The organism is Arachnia propionica, assembly GCF_900637725.1.
Taxonomy (GTDB): Bacteria; Actinomycetota; Actinomycetes; order Propionibacteriales; family Propionibacteriaceae; genus Arachnia; species Arachnia propionica.
Genome location: NZ_LR134406.1, coordinates 2,863,045 through 2,876,486, shown reverse-complemented (window position 1 = coordinate 2,876,486; position 13,442 = coordinate 2,863,045). Strand labels below are relative to the sequence as shown.

Here is a 13,442-nt window from a genome sequence, read left to right as displayed (position 1 = left end):
CGTGTCCGGTGACTACCACCTGCTGGTTACGCAGGCCTGCGATGTCCTGCGGTTTCGCCCATCGTATGCCCCGCTACGAGGAGGTCCTGAAGGTCTACCACGACCTGTCACAGGACCTCCACATCACCAACCCGTGATCGGATTACCGGGATCCCGTGCCACGGAGGGCTGGGTTAAACTTGGTCGTCGTTCCGCAGGGAGGGCGGCTTGGGGTTTTGGTGAAGGATTGATTTGAGTATTTCCAGGATCTTGAACAGTGGTGCGTTGCGCTATCTGGTGGCCGGGGGCCTGGCCTTCGCCTTCAACGTCCTGCTCCTGAACGTCTTCCGGGAGGTCCTCGGGCTTCCCACGAGCCTCTCCGCGCTGCTGGCTTTCTGGGCCTCCTTCTTCTTCACCTATTCCCTGCAGCGCATGTTCGCCTTCCGTTCCGAGGCCTCGGTGCGTGCGTCGTTGTTCCGCTATTCGGTTCTCGTCGCGTTCAATTCCGTCGTCGTGGCGTTCGTCGTGACCGTGTGCCACGACGTCCTCGGCCTGGGGCTGGGTTCCTCCCAGCTCGTCGCCACCGCCATCACCACCGTGTGGAACTATTTCGCCTACAAACACTGGGTGTATGCCAGGCGTTCACCCGCGACGGGGACGACGGGTCCGGTGGAGGTCAACGCGGGTGAGTGACATCATACCGGGGCTGTCCATCGTAGTGCCCGCCCACAACAGCGGTCCGCGCCTGCGGGAGACGCTGCAGCAACTGGTGCGGGAACTGGACCGCGACGACGTCGAGGTCATAATCGTGGAGAACGGATCCTCCGACGACACCTGGGAGATCGCCGAAGAACTCGCCCCGGGTTCCTGGGGGTTTCCCGTCCGGATCTTCCGGTCCGAGGTGGGACTCGGTGCCGCCTACCTGAAGGGAGCCTCGGAGGCGAGGGGCGAAGTGGTTCTTCTCACCGCAGACGATCTCCCGTTCGGCGTCACGGACATCCGTTCCTGGGAGTCGGTCGGTGACCCGTCGGCCCTGGTGATCGGCTCGAAGGCCCATCCGGGAAGCGTGGTTCCCAGATCGAAGCTGCGGGCCGTCATGTCGTGGGGATACCGTTTCCTGCGCAGGGTGATCCTGGGCATGACGGTGGGGGACTGCCAGGGAACTCTCTTCGTCAACAGGACCTGGCTGCAGCGCCACATCCCCCTGCTCCGGGAGCACGGTTACTTGGCGAGCACCGAGATTGTTCATCTCGCGCAGGTGGACCGGAGGCGTGTGGTCGAGGTTCCCGTCGTCCTCCAGGCCGGTCACGAACGCGGCGGGACCCGGATCAGGATCGCGGATGTCTGGGACATGGCGGTCGGGCTCGTCAGGCTTCGCCGGCGTCGTCACATGCTCCGCGTGGCCCTCAAGGAGTCCTGAACGGCACCGGCTTCTCGTTATGCCGAACTCTATTGACGGAATCCCCGGGGCCCGGGGCGTCGAGAATTGAAACGCCGCCTCCAAAATGGGGGCGGCGTTTCATGCAGCTCGATTTAAGAAGGCTCAGAGAGCGTTCTTCAGGGCACTGGCCGGGGCGAACTTCGCGACGCGGCGGGCCGGAATGGTCATGGCCTCACCGGTGGCGGGGTTGCGGCCCTCACGCTCGGCGCGCTGTGTGGTGGAGGCGGTGAACACGCCGGGAAGCTGGATCTTCTTGTCAGCGACGAGCGCTTCGGTGATAACGGCACCGAAGGCGTCGAGCGCGGCCTCGGCCTGCGCGTTGGTGAGCCCGGCCTTGGCCGCTATGGCCTGGATCAGTTCACGCTTTGTCATTGATGTCTCCTTAAAGCATTTTGAGTATGCGAACATACTTTGGCCGATGTCGGGGGGATGTCAAGCCAAGACGCACCGAAACCCGCAGATATGGCCGTTCGGACGGCAGGAACCTTCCGGATTGGTTACCAGATTGAGACCCCCCTGCCCATTCCGTAATACCTCCAGCCGGATTCCTGCCACAGTTTGGGGTCGAGCACATTCCGGCCGTCGATGATGGCGGGGGAGGCGACGATTCCTCTCAGTTCCACCGGATCCAGGCAGAGGAATTCCTTCCACGGGGTGAGTAGCAGCACCGCATCCACCCCTGTAAGGGCCTCCTCTACGGTGTCGCAAACCCGCATTTCGGGTTGGCGCCGGCGCAGCTCGGGTCCGGCCGTCGGGTCCACGACCCGCACGTCGGCGCCGCGCGCCCACAGCCGGGATGTGATGTCGAGGGCGGGGGAGTCGCGCAGGTCGTCGGTATCGGGTTTGAAGGTGATCCCCAGCACCGCCACCTTCCGGCCCGCCAGCCGTCCCGCTACCGCCTTCTCCGTGAGCGTGACGGCGTGGTCGCGGCGGCGCAGGTTGATGGCGTCCACCTCGCGCAGGAAGGTGAGGGCCTGGTCGATGCCGAGTTCCCCGGCCCGCGCCATGAAGGCCCGCAGGTCCTTCGGTAGGCAGCCGCCACCGAAACCGATGCCCGCCTGGAGGAACTTGCCCCCGATCCGGTCGTCGTGGCCGATGGCCTCCGCCAGCCGGGTGACGTCGCCGCCGGTCGCGTCGCACAGCTCCGCCATGGCGTTGATGAAGGAGATTTTCGTCGCCAGGAAGGCGTTGGCGGCCACCTTCACCAGTTCAGCGGTGGGAAGGTTCGCCACCACCAGGGGGATGTCCTCGGCCAGCATTGGCGCGTAGCAGGCGTCGAGAATCGCCTTGGCGCGGTCCCCGGTCGAGCGGTCCTCGGGCAGCCCGTAGACGATGCGGTCGGGGTGGAGGGTGTCGGCGACGGCGTGGCCCTCGCGCAGGAACTCGGGGTTCCACGCCAGAAGGAAATTCTTGCCACTGGCCTTCAGGCGTTCAGCGAGCCGCTGCGCGGTGCCGACCGGAACCGTCGACTTGCCCGCCACCAGCACCGAGGAGCCGGGCCGGGGGTTGACGTGTTCGACGACGGTTTCGACGGCAGCGTCGACCTGGCTGAGGTCCGCGCCCAGCCTGCCCGACAGCTGCGGGGTGCCGACCCCAATGAAGATCAGGTCGGCGTCGGCGAGCCGTCCGGGATCGGTGGTGAAACCCAGCCGCCCGGCTGCGATCCCTCGCGCCAGGATCTCGGGGAAACCGGGTTCGTGGAACGGGGCCTCGCCCCGCGCCAGCCGGGAAACCCTGTCCTCGTCCACGTCGAGTCCGATGACGTCGTGGCCGATCTCCGCCATGCAGGCCGCGTGCACCGCCCCCAGGTAGCCGCAACCGATCACTGCAATCCGCATGCGCTGAAGGGTAGCGGGTGAGGCCCCAGGGTCTCCGTGGCCGGGCACGAACCGGGTCGTGTCGAACCTCTCTTCCCACATTCCGCCCCACTCCCGTCCTTTCCCGTGCACGAATCGCGGAGGTTCGACGGTTCAACGTCGCCACATGACGTTGAACCGTTTCTCTTCCACGTGTCGTGTACAAGGAGGCTTATTCACAGGTGGCGCCTCGGCCAGCTAAACCCCTGGTCAGACCATCTCGAGAGTGGCGGGATCGGGGCCGATGCGGTTGCCTGCGCTGAGCGCGTCGATGGCCGCCCGGTCCTCCGCCGACAATTTCATCTCGAGGGCCGCGAAGTTCGATTCGATCCGCGCGGGGGTCTTCGACTTCGGGATCACGACGAAACCGCGGTCCAGGTGCCAGCGGATGATGACCTGCGCCGGGGTGGCGCCGAGCCGTTCGGCGATGCGGGTGATGACGGGATGCTCCAGATCGGCGGCCCGCCCCAGCGGCGACCAGCTCTCCACGGTGATCCGCAGGTCCGAGCAGTGGTTGATCAGGTCGTCGGGCTGGAAGGTGGGGTGCAGTTCGATCTGGTCCACGACCGGGGTGATGCCGGTCTCGTCGACGATGGTGTCGAGATGCTCGGGCAGGAAGTTGCACACCCCGATGGAACGAACCAGACCCTCGGAACGGAAGTCGATGAGCTGTTCCCAGGTCTCCACGTAGGTGCCGCGCGCGGGGCAGGGCCAGTGGATCAGGTACAGGTCCACGTGGTCGAGGCCGAGTTTCTCGAGGCTTTGTTCCAGGCCGGGACGGGCCAGGTCGCGGCCCTGGTCCTTGTTCCACAGCTTCGTGGTGACGAAGATCTCGTCGCGCGGCAGCGAGGACGCGGCGATCGCGCGTCCCACACCCACTTCGTTGCGGTATATGGCGGCGGTGTCGACGTGCCGGTATCCGGTCTCCAGGGCGTGGCTGACGGCGGCGGTGGCTTCGTCGTCGGTCATCTGCCAGACGCCCAGGCCGAGCTGGGGGATGGACTTGCCGTCGTTCAGTGTGATGGGCGGAGCGCTTGTCATGAACCCAATTGAACACCCTGGCGGAAGGGGGCATCACCAACCTCGGCGAAGGGTGAGAGAATGTCCCCCATGCAATCGCTGCCTGCCCTGCTCGATGCCCGTCTGCGCGCCGTCACGGGGGTGGATCCGGAGATGCGGCCGGCCACGAAACCCCAGTTCGGGCACTTCCAGTCCAACGTGGCGCTGCGCCTCGCCAAGGAGCAGAAACGACCCCCCCGGGAGGTCGCGGCGGACATCGTCGCACAGCTCGACGTCTCCGACCTGTGCGAACCCCTGGAGATCGCCGGGCCGGGGTTCATCAACTTCCGGATCCGCGCCGACGTGCTGGCCCAGGCAGCCACCGCGGTGCTGGAGGACCCCCACCACGGGTTGAGCCGCACGTCTCACCCGCAGCGGGTCGTCATCGACTACTCGGCGCCCAACGTTGCCAAGCAGATGCACGTCGGGCACCTGCGCACCACCATCATCGGCGACTGTTTCAACCGCGTCCTCACCGCCCTGGGGCACGAGGTGATCCCGCAGAACCACATCGGCGACTGGGGCACCCAGTTCGGGATGCTGGTCGAACACATCATCGAGACCGGCACCGACGTCACCGCCCTCGACCTCGCAGGCGCGGAACAGCTCTACAAGGACTCCAAGAAACACTTCGACGACGACCCCGGTTTCGCCACCCGCGCCCGCGCGCGCGTCGTGAAGCTGCAGGGCGGCGACCAGGAGACCCTGGCGATCTGGCGGCAGCTGATCGCGGTCTCCCTGGCCGGTTTCAACGCCGCCTATCAACGCCTCGGGGTGTTGCTAACCGATGCGGACCTGGCGGGCGAGTCGACCTACAACGACGCCCTTCCGGAGGTGGCCGCCGACCTGGCCGAGCGCGGCATCGCCGTCGTCGACGACGGGGCGCTGGTGCTGTGGGTCGAGGGTTTCGACGCGCCGCTGATCATCCGCAAATCGGATGGCGGCTACGGCTACGACACCACCGACATGGCAGCCATCCGGCACCGGGTGCGCGAGCTGAAGGCCGACCGGATCATCTACGTCACCGACGTGCGCCAGTCGCAGCATTTCCAGGAACTCTTCGAGGCCGCCCGGAAGGCCGGCTACCTGCCCGAGGACGTCGAGGCGCAGCACGTCGGCTACGGCATGGTGCTCGGTCCCGATTCGCGCCCGTTCAAGACCCGCGACGGCGGGACGGTGTCGCTGACGAGCCTGCTCGACCTGGCGGAGCAGGAGGCATCACCCGAGATCGCCCTGGCGGCCATCAAGTACGCCGACCTGTCGGGCGCGATCCACAAGGACTACGTCTTCGACGCCGAACGGATGGTGCAGACCACCGGCGACACCGGGCCGTACCTGCAGTACGCGCACGCCCGGATCTGCCAGATCCTGCGCAGGGCAGAGGCCGAGAACATCAGCTGGGGTGCGGTAGCGGTGCTGGAGGACCCTGCCGAACAGACCCTCGCGTTGGTGCTGAGCCGTTTCGGTGAGGTTGTCGACGAGGTGGCCCGTGCCCTCACCCCCCACAAACTGTGCGGGTACCTCTACGAACTGGCCGGGGCCTTCTCGGCCTTCTACGAGGCCTGCCCGGTGCTGCGTTCCGAGGGGGAGGTGCGCTCCTCGCGTCTGGCGCTCGCGGCGGCCACCCGCGAGGTACTGGCCCAGGGCCTCCATCTCCTCGGAATCGAGGCCCCCGACCGCATGTGAAGTCCCACCCAAAGCCGGTTGATCTCCAATCCGACGCTGGTTGAGCCGGGTCGCGACGAAGGAGCGGCTCGAGTTGAAACCGTCCCAACTCGAAGTTGGTTTAGTCGGGTCGCGAGGAACGAGCGGCCCGTGTCGAAACCGTCCCAACTCGAAGTTGGTTTAGTCGGGTCGCGAGGAACGAGCGGCCCGTGTCGAAACCATCTGGTGGTTGAGGAGCAGACCCGACCACAAGTCCCCGACCGCCCTCCCCTCGCCTCGCCCTGCTTTTCCCGTACACGACTCGCAGAGGTTCGACGTTTCAACGTGGCGGGTTCAGAGGGTGTGCGCAACAACAGTTTCTGGAGGTGTGTTGTGCGGTTGGATGAGCAGCGTCGTGGGTTGATGTTGGTGTTGTTGGGGCAGGGCCGGTCGTGTCATTCGATCGCGCGGGAGTTGGGTGGTAGTCCTTCCACTGTGAGGAAGGTGGCTGTCGAGGCGGGGATGGTGTTGTCGAGGGGCCGGGTGGGAGGGGTTGGTGGGTTGAACGAGCATCGTTACAGTCCGCGGCGGCGTCGGCGGCGGTTACGGGAGAACCCGGTGTTGGAAGTGGGAGAGCCAGCGCAGTGGCGTGACGGGCAGGGCCGGTTGACCCTGGCGGGGCGGATCCTGATCGAGGTTCGGGTCGGTGACCGGGTTCCGCCCTCCCAGATAGCTGCAGAACTCGGTGTCCACCGTTCCACGGTCTCCAGGGAGATGAAGCGTTGTCCTGGCCGGTACCGGGCCCAGCCGGCGCAGCGGCTGGCAGACTGGTCACGTCGGCGTCCCAAGGACAGGAAGCTGGTACTCGGGACACCGTTGTGGGACGAGGTGGTGACACGGTTGAACAACAAACATTCCCCGCAGCAGATCGCTCACCGGCTGCGTCAGGACTTCCCGGAGGACCCCACGATGTGGGTCAGTCACGAGACGATTTACCAGGCCCTCTACGTCCAGGCCGCCGGCGGGCTGCGTCATGAACTCACCGTCGAGAAAGCCCTGCGTTCCGGACGTACCACCCGAGGTCCCCGGTCACGGCTGTCCGGGCGGGGTAGCCGTAGCTGGATCGGTGAGGCCACCATCACCAACCGTCCGGCCGAGGTCGAGGACCGGGCAGTTCCCGGGCACTGGGAAGGAGACCTCATCATCGGCAAGGGCGGCACCTCGGCCCTGGTGACCCTCAACGAACGCACCACCCGCTACACCATGATCCAACGGGTCACCAGCCGTGACTCCACCACCGTGACCGACGCGTTGATCCAGATGGCCCGCCGACTCCCGGCCACCTTGATGACGACCCTCACCTGGGACCAGGGCATCGAGATGGCCCAACACGCCCGCTTCACCCTCGCCTCGGGCTGCCAGGCCTACTTCTGCGATCCCCACTCTCCCTGGCAACGCCCCACCAACGAGAACAGCAACGGCCTGATCCGGGACTTCTTCCCCAAAGGCACCGACTTCACCCACATCACCGACACCCAGGTCCAACACGCTGAAGACCTCCTCAACACCCGACCCCGCCGAGTACTTGACTGGGCCACACCAGCCGAGAAAATGGAACAACTACTCAACGTTGCACACACCACTTGAAACCGCCCGTCGCCACACGACGTTGAAACGTTTTTCTTCCGCGTTTCGTGCACAAGGGGAGGGGCTCGGAGTTGGGAAGGGGTGTGGGTCTTGCCGAAGCTGGTTTCGACTCAGCCGTTCGCTTCGCTCACTTGCTGGCTCAACCGGCTTCGGGGAGGGGCGTTCGCGGCCCGGGTCAACCGGCTTCGGGGAGGGGCGTTCGCGGCCCGGGTCAACCGGCTTCGGGGAGGGGCGCTCGCGGTCCGGCTCAACTGGCTTGCGGTGTGAAATCCCGTGGACTTCTCGTCTGTTTTTCTCCGACCGCTGGTCGTGACGGATCGGTCCCTCGGCTCGGTTCTGCGGGGCGACTCCTACCGTGGTCCTACCCGGGTTGGAGCCGCCGGGCCGGCAACCGTCCCAGATTGATCGCTGAGGCCCGGTTTTCCGGGGTTCAACAGGCCAAGACCTGGGTTGTAGAAAGCAGTTCACGGGTCCTTTGCGGCCACTGCCCCGGTAGTTGTCGCGGTGCTAGGCTCCCAGCCAGATCGTGAGCGAATCCGACCGCGGGAACAACCGGGGCAGTGGGTCCGACGGGAAATCACTCGGCCGTGTGCCGAGGGATTGATTCCCGAGGAAATCCGGCGTTCCGCATCCGACCATTCGTCGTGAGGGAAACGTTCGCGGTTCTGGAATCTGTTGGTGCCGACCTGTGCGGCTGATGAGGGCAGCGTGGATCAGAGAGTTTCTGGTTGCGCGGCCCGGGAGTGAGCGGGAGAGAAACGGATATGCGGGCCCTGACCTGTGCGTGGCGCTTCGTGGTGCGCAAAAAACTGAAGACGTTGATAATGTTCGGCATTCTGCTGTGTTTGTCGACGGTTATGCTGAGCATGGTTGCGGTGAAAGGCTCGACGGACGCGGCGGCGTCGCAGGTCGGTCAGCAGCTGAAGGCCGGCTTCACCCTCGAGAACAACCGGAAGAACAATCCCGGCACTCCCCGGGGTGGTGGTGTCGTCAAGGAAGCCGACATCGACGCTGTCAAGGGCGTGCCCGGGGTGAGCGATCACCTCCGTCGCATGTCGCTGACCGCCGACCTGGTGGGGGCGAAGCCACTGAAACTGCCAAATTCCCAGCGCGACTACGATGCCCAGAAGGAAAAGCTCTTCGGGAACCTGGTGGGCGGCTACGGGGAGAACAACACCGAACTGGACGTGAACTTCCGTTCCGGCGGTCTGAAACTGAGTCAGGGGCGCCACGTCAACGAATCCGACGTCAACAAGGCGATCATTCACGAGGATCTCGCCAAGGCGAACGGCCTGAAGGTCGGCGACAAACTCAAGCTGAAGGGGAACCCCGAAGACGCCGACAACGTGAACAAGTCCACCGAGGAGGTGGAGGTCGAGATCGTCGGCCTCTTCTCGGGGGAGAACATCAAACCCGCTCGGACGCGCGTCGAACTGGTGCAGAACTCCATCTACACCGACGTGACCACCACGAAACAGCTCGCCAAGTTCCCGGAGGGCAAGGAGATCTACACGGATGCCACCTTCTTCGTGGAATCCGCAGGCAAACTCGACGAAGTGATGAAGCAGGCCGGTCAGCTGGGGGTCGACTGGAAGAACTTCCAACTCTCCAAGACCAACCAGATCCTCGCCGGCGTCACGGGCACGGTGCAGAGCATCTACAAACTCGTCGACACGATGGTCGTGGCCACGGTCATCTTCGGCGTGGTGGTGATCTCCTTGGTGCTGTGGCTGTGGGCCAGGGAGAGGCGACGTGAAACCGGCATCCTGTTGTCGGTGGGCACGTCGAAACCCGGGATCGTCACCCAACACATCCTGGAGCTTGTGCTGATAGCGATCCCGGCCTTCGGAGCGGCGTGGTTCGCAGCCCAGGGCGCGGCCCAGTTCATCGGCAACCAGCTGGTATCCCAGGCCGCGAAGTCGACATCGAAGGACATGGCATCGCAGCTCGGCGGCAGCGGCCTCGGTGCCGACAACGAATCGGCCCTGTCCGGCAAGACCCTCGACCACGTCCAGGTGATGCTGGATACCGGGCAGTGGGCGCTGGTGTGCGGAATCTCTTTGGCGCTGGTGTGCATCGCGGTGCTGATCGCTTCCATCCCGGTCCTGCGCGCCAGGCCCAAGGCCCTGCTCACCCAGCTGTCCTGAGGTACCTGCGATGTCGTTGTTGTTGAAACGCGCCTGGCTGTCGGTCAGCAGGCGAATCGGGAAGAGCGTGGTGCTGCTGCTCATCATGACGGTGATCTTCACCGCCCTGGTGGCGGAGGCCAGCGTCCGCAGCTCCATGCAGGCCCTCCGGGAGAGCGTCAGCCGTGGTGTGCCCGCCGGGTTCGTGGTTCGTTCCGGCTCCGGGGAACTGAGCCTCGCCGATGCACAATCCGTCAGCGGGGTGCAAGGGGTCACCGGCCACAACTACGTGCGCGGTCTCACCGCCACACCATCGGACCTCAAGCTCGTCGAGATGCCCGCCAGCGGTGTGGAGCTCTCCGGTGACGTGGCACCCGAGGCGGGGGTCACGGGGGTGACCCGCAGCGACCTGATCCACGGTTTCGCCGCCAAGCAGTACACCCTCGTAGAGGGACGCCACATCGCCGAAGGCGACCAGAACTCGGCGATCATGCACCAGGAACTGGCGGCGAAGAACGGCCTGAAGGTGGGTGACCGGGTCACGCTGAACCGCGACGGAAAATCCGTGACGGTGACCATCGTCGGCCTGTTCACCGGGACCAGCGGGAAGGCGTCGCTGCCCTCGGAGATGGCGGAGAACACCTTCTACACCGACTTGGCCTCCAGCGGGGAACTCGCCGCCGGGCAGGGACTCACCGAGGCCCAGTACCTGGTATCGAGTGCTGACGAGCTGGGCGCTGCGATCGCCCGGGCAAAAGGACTGTCGCTGCCCTGGGACAACCTCCAGGTGGAGGACAACGCCAAAACCTTCTCCGGGGTGCTCTCCGGGATTGCCACCGTCGAGGGGTTGCTCAACCTGATGCTGGCGGGGGTGAGCCTCGCGAGCGTCGCGATCCTGGTGTTCGTGCTGGTGTTCTGGGTGCGGGGCCGGGTCCACGAGATCGGGATCCTGCTGTCGGTGGGCACGTCCAAGAAGAGACTGCTCGTGCAGTTCCTGATCGAGCTGACCTTGGTCGCGCTCGTTGCGGGTGGCCTGGCGGCCCTCGCCTCCGACCAGGTTTCCCGCATGCTCGGTGACCTCGTCGTCGGGCAGGCCACGGGGGCGGAAGACGGCCAGTCCGGCGTCAACGTCCCACCCCCCAATTTCGCCGCCGCCTCGGCGTTCGACTTCGGACGCGCCTGGCTGCTCGGCTACGCCGTCGTCCTGTTGTCGGCGGTGGTCGCAATGATCCCGATGCTGCGGCTCAAGCCGAAGCAGATTCTCTCCAAGATGAGTTAGGAAAATCATAGATGAGCGTTCTTGCGCTGGAAAAGGTCAACTACGCCTACGAAAAGATGGCGCGCAAACTCCTTGAAAATGTCACCATCGAGTTCGAGGGAGGCAAGTTCTACGCGATTCTCGGTGGCTCCGGGGCGGGCAAGTCGACGCTGCTCGGGCTGCTCGCCGGGCTGGACGTCCCCACCAGCGGGAAGATTCTCTGCAACGGGAAGGACATCTCCGAAGAAGGACTCCCCAAACACCGCAAACGCAACGTGTCGCTGGTGTTCCAGAACTATAATCTGATCGACTACCTGACTCCCCTGGAGAACCTCCGCTTGGTGAATCACCGGGCGGACGCAGGAGTGCTGGAGAAGATGGGACTGGAGAAGGAGGAGATCAATCGCAACGTCATGAAGCTCTCGGGCGGCCAGCAGCAGCGGGTTGCGATCGGCCGAGCCTTGGTCTCCGACGCCCCCGTGATCCTCGCCGACGAACCGACCGGCAACCTCGACGAGGACACCGCCAGTGACATCATCGACATTCTCAAGACCGCCGCACACGACAAGGGCAAGTGCGTCATCGTCGTGACGCACAGCAAACAGGTGGCCAAGGCCGCCGATGTCGTCCTGCGGCTGAGGAACCGGAAACTCGTGGCCTGACAGCGGGATTCGCGAATGGCTCTCGGCATTGTCCGACCGCGGAACCCTCCCGCATCCTCGGTTCTGGCGCCGTTGTGCAGGACCACGAGCTGGGGAACTCCACCGATGTAATTGGAGTCCCCTCCGGAAGCGGCCGGGATTCGATCTGCCCGGATCCCGGCCGCCCCCTTTTCTCGCGTTTCCGCGAGACCTATTGGAGGGACAACGGGGTCACTGCCCCGGAGATCACCTTCGCCGTCCCCTTCGCGCCCAGCACCAGTTCCTGGGCCCGGGGATCGTTGAACACCAAGAGCGACCCCACCGGGGCGCCGTCGTCGACGAAGACCTCCACGCTTGAATTGTCGACGTGGACGTGCAGCCGCACCTTCCCGTCGACCGGGCGGTAGGCGACCTCACGTCGCAGGGCGAACTGCGCCGTCCCGCCGTCGCGTCCCGGCACGGTCGCCAGGCCGCCTGCGGTGCGGTCGAGGTAGAAGATGCCCTTGCCGGGCAGCACACCCACCCGCACCTCCTGGAGCGTGCCGTCGACCTGGCCGCGGCACAGGCCCAGCCAGGCGTCGCTGGCTCTGGAGACGTCCAGCGTCAGATCCAGCTCAACGACCCGGCCCGTACCCAGCCCGGTGGTCGTGTCCGTGGCTGACAGCCCGCCGACATCCGTGGCCCGGCCCCGCAGGGCATTCAACTCCCTCACCGGTTGCTGCAGCAGAACCCGCACCCCGTCCCGGGTGGTCAGCGTCAGCTCGCGCGGAATGCTCATCTGGTTCTTCCAACCCTTGGTGGGCATCGAGTAGGGATAGGCCCAGTTGCCCATCCACCCCAACCAGATGCGGCGTCCCTCGACCTTCTCGAAGGTCTGGGCCGCGTAGAAGTCCTGGCCGGCGTCGGTGAAACGGACCCGGTCGTCCTCGGGGAAGAAGGTGAAACCGTCGAAGTCGCCGATGAAATACTGGGCCGTCGAACCATGGGTTTCGGCGTTGTCGCCAATCGAGGTCGTCAGCACCCAGCGGGTCTGGTCGGTGGAGACGTCGTCGAGGAGGAACAGGTCGGGGCACTCCCACACCGCGGCGTGGGAACCCTTCCCCTCACCGAAGTCGCTGGCGTGCGTCCAGGACCGCAGGTCACCGGAGCGGTACACGGCGATTCGGTCGCCGAGGGAGACCACCATCACCCACGACCGGGTCGGCTCGTGCCAGAAGACCTTCGGGTCGCGGAAATCCTTGCGACCTTCGTTGGGGATGACAGGGTTGCCGTCGTAGCGCCTCCAGGAGCGGCCGCGGTCGGTGCTGTAGGCCAGGGACTGCGCCTCCCCGCCCTCGGTGGAGGTGTAGATCGCGACCATTCCCCCGCCCGGAACCAGCCCGGAGGTGTTTGCGCCGTCGTCGACGCAGCTGCCGGACATCGCCAGGCCGAGGGTGTCGTGTCCTAGGGCGGTGCCCAGCCGTTCCCAGTGCACCATGTCGGAGCTGACGGCGTGCGCCCAGGTGCCGTCCTGCTGGTGGAACAGGTGGTACTCGCCCTGGTGGAGGATCAGGCCGTTGGGATCGGCCAGGTTCCCGCTGGCGGGGGTGTAGTGGTACACGGGCCGGAACGGGTCGTCCGGGGCAGGCGAGGGGGAACCGGACGCGGTGGGGGCGGAGGACGTGGAAGACGGAAGGGAAGCCGTGGCGTCGTTCCAGATTCGGGAGCCGAGGGCCAGAGCTCCAGCAGTAGTTCCGATGCCGAACAACAAGGCACGGCGACCGTACTTCCCACTGATCATGTCTCAATGTT

12 protein-coding genes are annotated in these 13,442 nt (G+C 65.4%); 8 read left to right on the top strand and 4 right to left on the bottom strand.

Going from position 1 to position 13,442, the window contains the following annotated elements:
* Positions 1 to 8: 8 nt before the first annotated feature.
* The 3 genes from EL272_RS15915 (at position 9) to EL272_RS12915 (ending at position 1,399) form a co-directional block, all read left to right on the top strand.
* Positions 9 to 137 carry a hypothetical protein gene (locus tag EL272_RS15915; RefSeq protein WP_255265824.1) on the top strand — a complete coding sequence of 43 codons (129 nt, stop codon included), beginning with the start codon at positions 9 to 11 and terminating at the stop codon, positions 135 to 137.
* Positions 138 to 231: 94 nt separating this feature from the next.
* Complete coding sequence (locus tag EL272_RS12920; protein WP_157682482.1) at positions 232 to 672, top strand: GtrA family protein; 441 nt, start codon at positions 232 to 234, stop codon at positions 670 to 672.
* Complete coding sequence (locus EL272_RS12915; RefSeq protein WP_061787707.1) at positions 665 to 1,399, top strand: glycosyltransferase family 2 protein; 735 nt, start codon at positions 665 to 667, stop codon at positions 1,397 to 1,399. The genes EL272_RS12920 and EL272_RS12915 overlap by 8 nt, the downstream gene beginning before the upstream one ends.
* A gap of 123 nt (positions 1,400 to 1,522) precedes the next feature.
* Here EL272_RS12915 and EL272_RS12910 read toward each other — a convergent pair whose 3' ends face one another.
* The 3 genes from EL272_RS12910 to EL272_RS12900 form a co-directional block, all read right to left on the bottom strand.
* A complete protein-coding gene (locus EL272_RS12910) occupies positions 1,523 to 1,792 on the bottom strand; it encodes an HU family DNA-binding protein (protein ID WP_014847656.1) in 270 nt (89 codons plus the stop codon).
* A 125-nt stretch (positions 1,793 to 1,917) separates the two neighbouring features.
* On the bottom strand, positions 1,918 to 3,258 hold the full coding sequence (locus EL272_RS12905) for a UDP-glucose dehydrogenase family protein (RefSeq protein WP_061787708.1): 1,341 nt from the start codon (positions 3,256 to 3,258) through the stop codon (positions 1,918 to 1,920).
* A gap of 228 nt (positions 3,259 to 3,486) precedes the next feature.
* A complete protein-coding gene (locus tag EL272_RS12900; protein WP_061787709.1) occupies positions 3,487 to 4,317 on the bottom strand; it encodes an aldo/keto reductase in 831 nt (276 codons plus the stop codon).
* 69 nt (positions 4,318 to 4,386) lie between these two features.
* Between EL272_RS12900 and argS the strand changes: the two genes are divergently transcribed.
* The 5 genes from argS (at position 4,387) to EL272_RS12875 (ending at position 11,672) form a co-directional block, all read left to right on the top strand.
* A complete protein-coding gene (argS, locus tag EL272_RS12895; RefSeq protein WP_061787727.1) occupies positions 4,387 to 6,021 on the top strand; it encodes an arginine--tRNA ligase in 1,635 nt (544 codons plus the stop codon).
* Between the two features lie 576 nt (positions 6,022 to 6,597).
* Positions 6,598 to 7,626, top strand: a complete 1,029-nt coding sequence (locus EL272_RS12890; protein ID WP_244926085.1) for an IS30 family transposase — start codon at positions 6,598 to 6,600, stop codon at positions 7,624 to 7,626.
* Between the two features lie 764 nt (positions 7,627 to 8,390).
* Positions 8,391 to 9,773, top strand: a complete 1,383-nt coding sequence (locus EL272_RS12885) for an ABC transporter permease (protein WP_061788195.1) — start codon at positions 8,391 to 8,393, stop codon at positions 9,771 to 9,773.
* Between the two features lie 10 nt (positions 9,774 to 9,783).
* Complete coding sequence (locus tag EL272_RS12880) at positions 9,784 to 11,031, top strand: ABC transporter permease (RefSeq protein WP_014847651.1); 1,248 nt, start codon at positions 9,784 to 9,786, stop codon at positions 11,029 to 11,031.
* An 11-nt stretch (positions 11,032 to 11,042) separates the two neighbouring features.
* Positions 11,043 to 11,672 carry an ABC transporter ATP-binding protein gene (locus EL272_RS12875; RefSeq protein ID WP_014847650.1) on the top strand — a complete coding sequence of 210 codons (630 nt, stop codon included), beginning with the start codon at positions 11,043 to 11,045 and terminating at the stop codon, positions 11,670 to 11,672.
* A gap of 190 nt (positions 11,673 to 11,862) precedes the next feature.
* Here EL272_RS12875 and EL272_RS12870 read toward each other — a convergent pair whose 3' ends face one another.
* Positions 11,863 to 13,431, bottom strand: a complete 1,569-nt coding sequence (locus tag EL272_RS12870) for a glycoside hydrolase family 32 protein (protein WP_061788194.1) — start codon at positions 13,429 to 13,431, stop codon at positions 11,863 to 11,865.
* Positions 13,432 to 13,442: the final 11 nt, after the last annotated feature.

Excerpts from the sequence above, each read along its gene's own strand:
- EL272_RS12910 (WP_014847656.1), bottom strand. The coding sequence starts at position 1,792 with ATGACAAAGCGTGAACTGATCCAGGCCATAGCGGCCAAGGCCGGGCTC.
- EL272_RS12905 (WP_061787708.1), bottom strand. The coding sequence starts at position 3,258 with ATGCGGATTGCAGTGATCGGTTGCGGCTACCTGGGGGCGGTGCACGCG.
- EL272_RS12875 (WP_014847650.1), top strand. The coding sequence starts at position 11,043 with ATGAGCGTTCTTGCGCTGGAAAAGGTCAACTACGCCTACGAAAAGATG.
- EL272_RS12880 (WP_014847651.1), top strand. The coding sequence starts at position 9,784 with ATGTCGTTGTTGTTGAAACGCGCCTGGCTGTCGGTCAGCAGGCGAATC.
- EL272_RS12900 (WP_061787709.1), bottom strand. The coding sequence starts at position 4,317 with ATGACAAGCGCTCCGCCCATCACACTGAACGACGGCAAGTCCATCCCC.
- argS (WP_061787727.1), top strand. The coding sequence starts at position 4,387 with ATGCAATCGCTGCCTGCCCTGCTCGATGCCCGTCTGCGCGCCGTCACG.
- EL272_RS12870 (WP_061788194.1), bottom strand. The coding sequence starts at position 13,431 with ATGATCAGTGGGAAGTACGGTCGCCGTGCCTTGTTGTTCGGCATCGGA.
- EL272_RS12885 (WP_061788195.1), top strand. The coding sequence starts at position 8,391 with ATGCGGGCCCTGACCTGTGCGTGGCGCTTCGTGGTGCGCAAAAAACTG.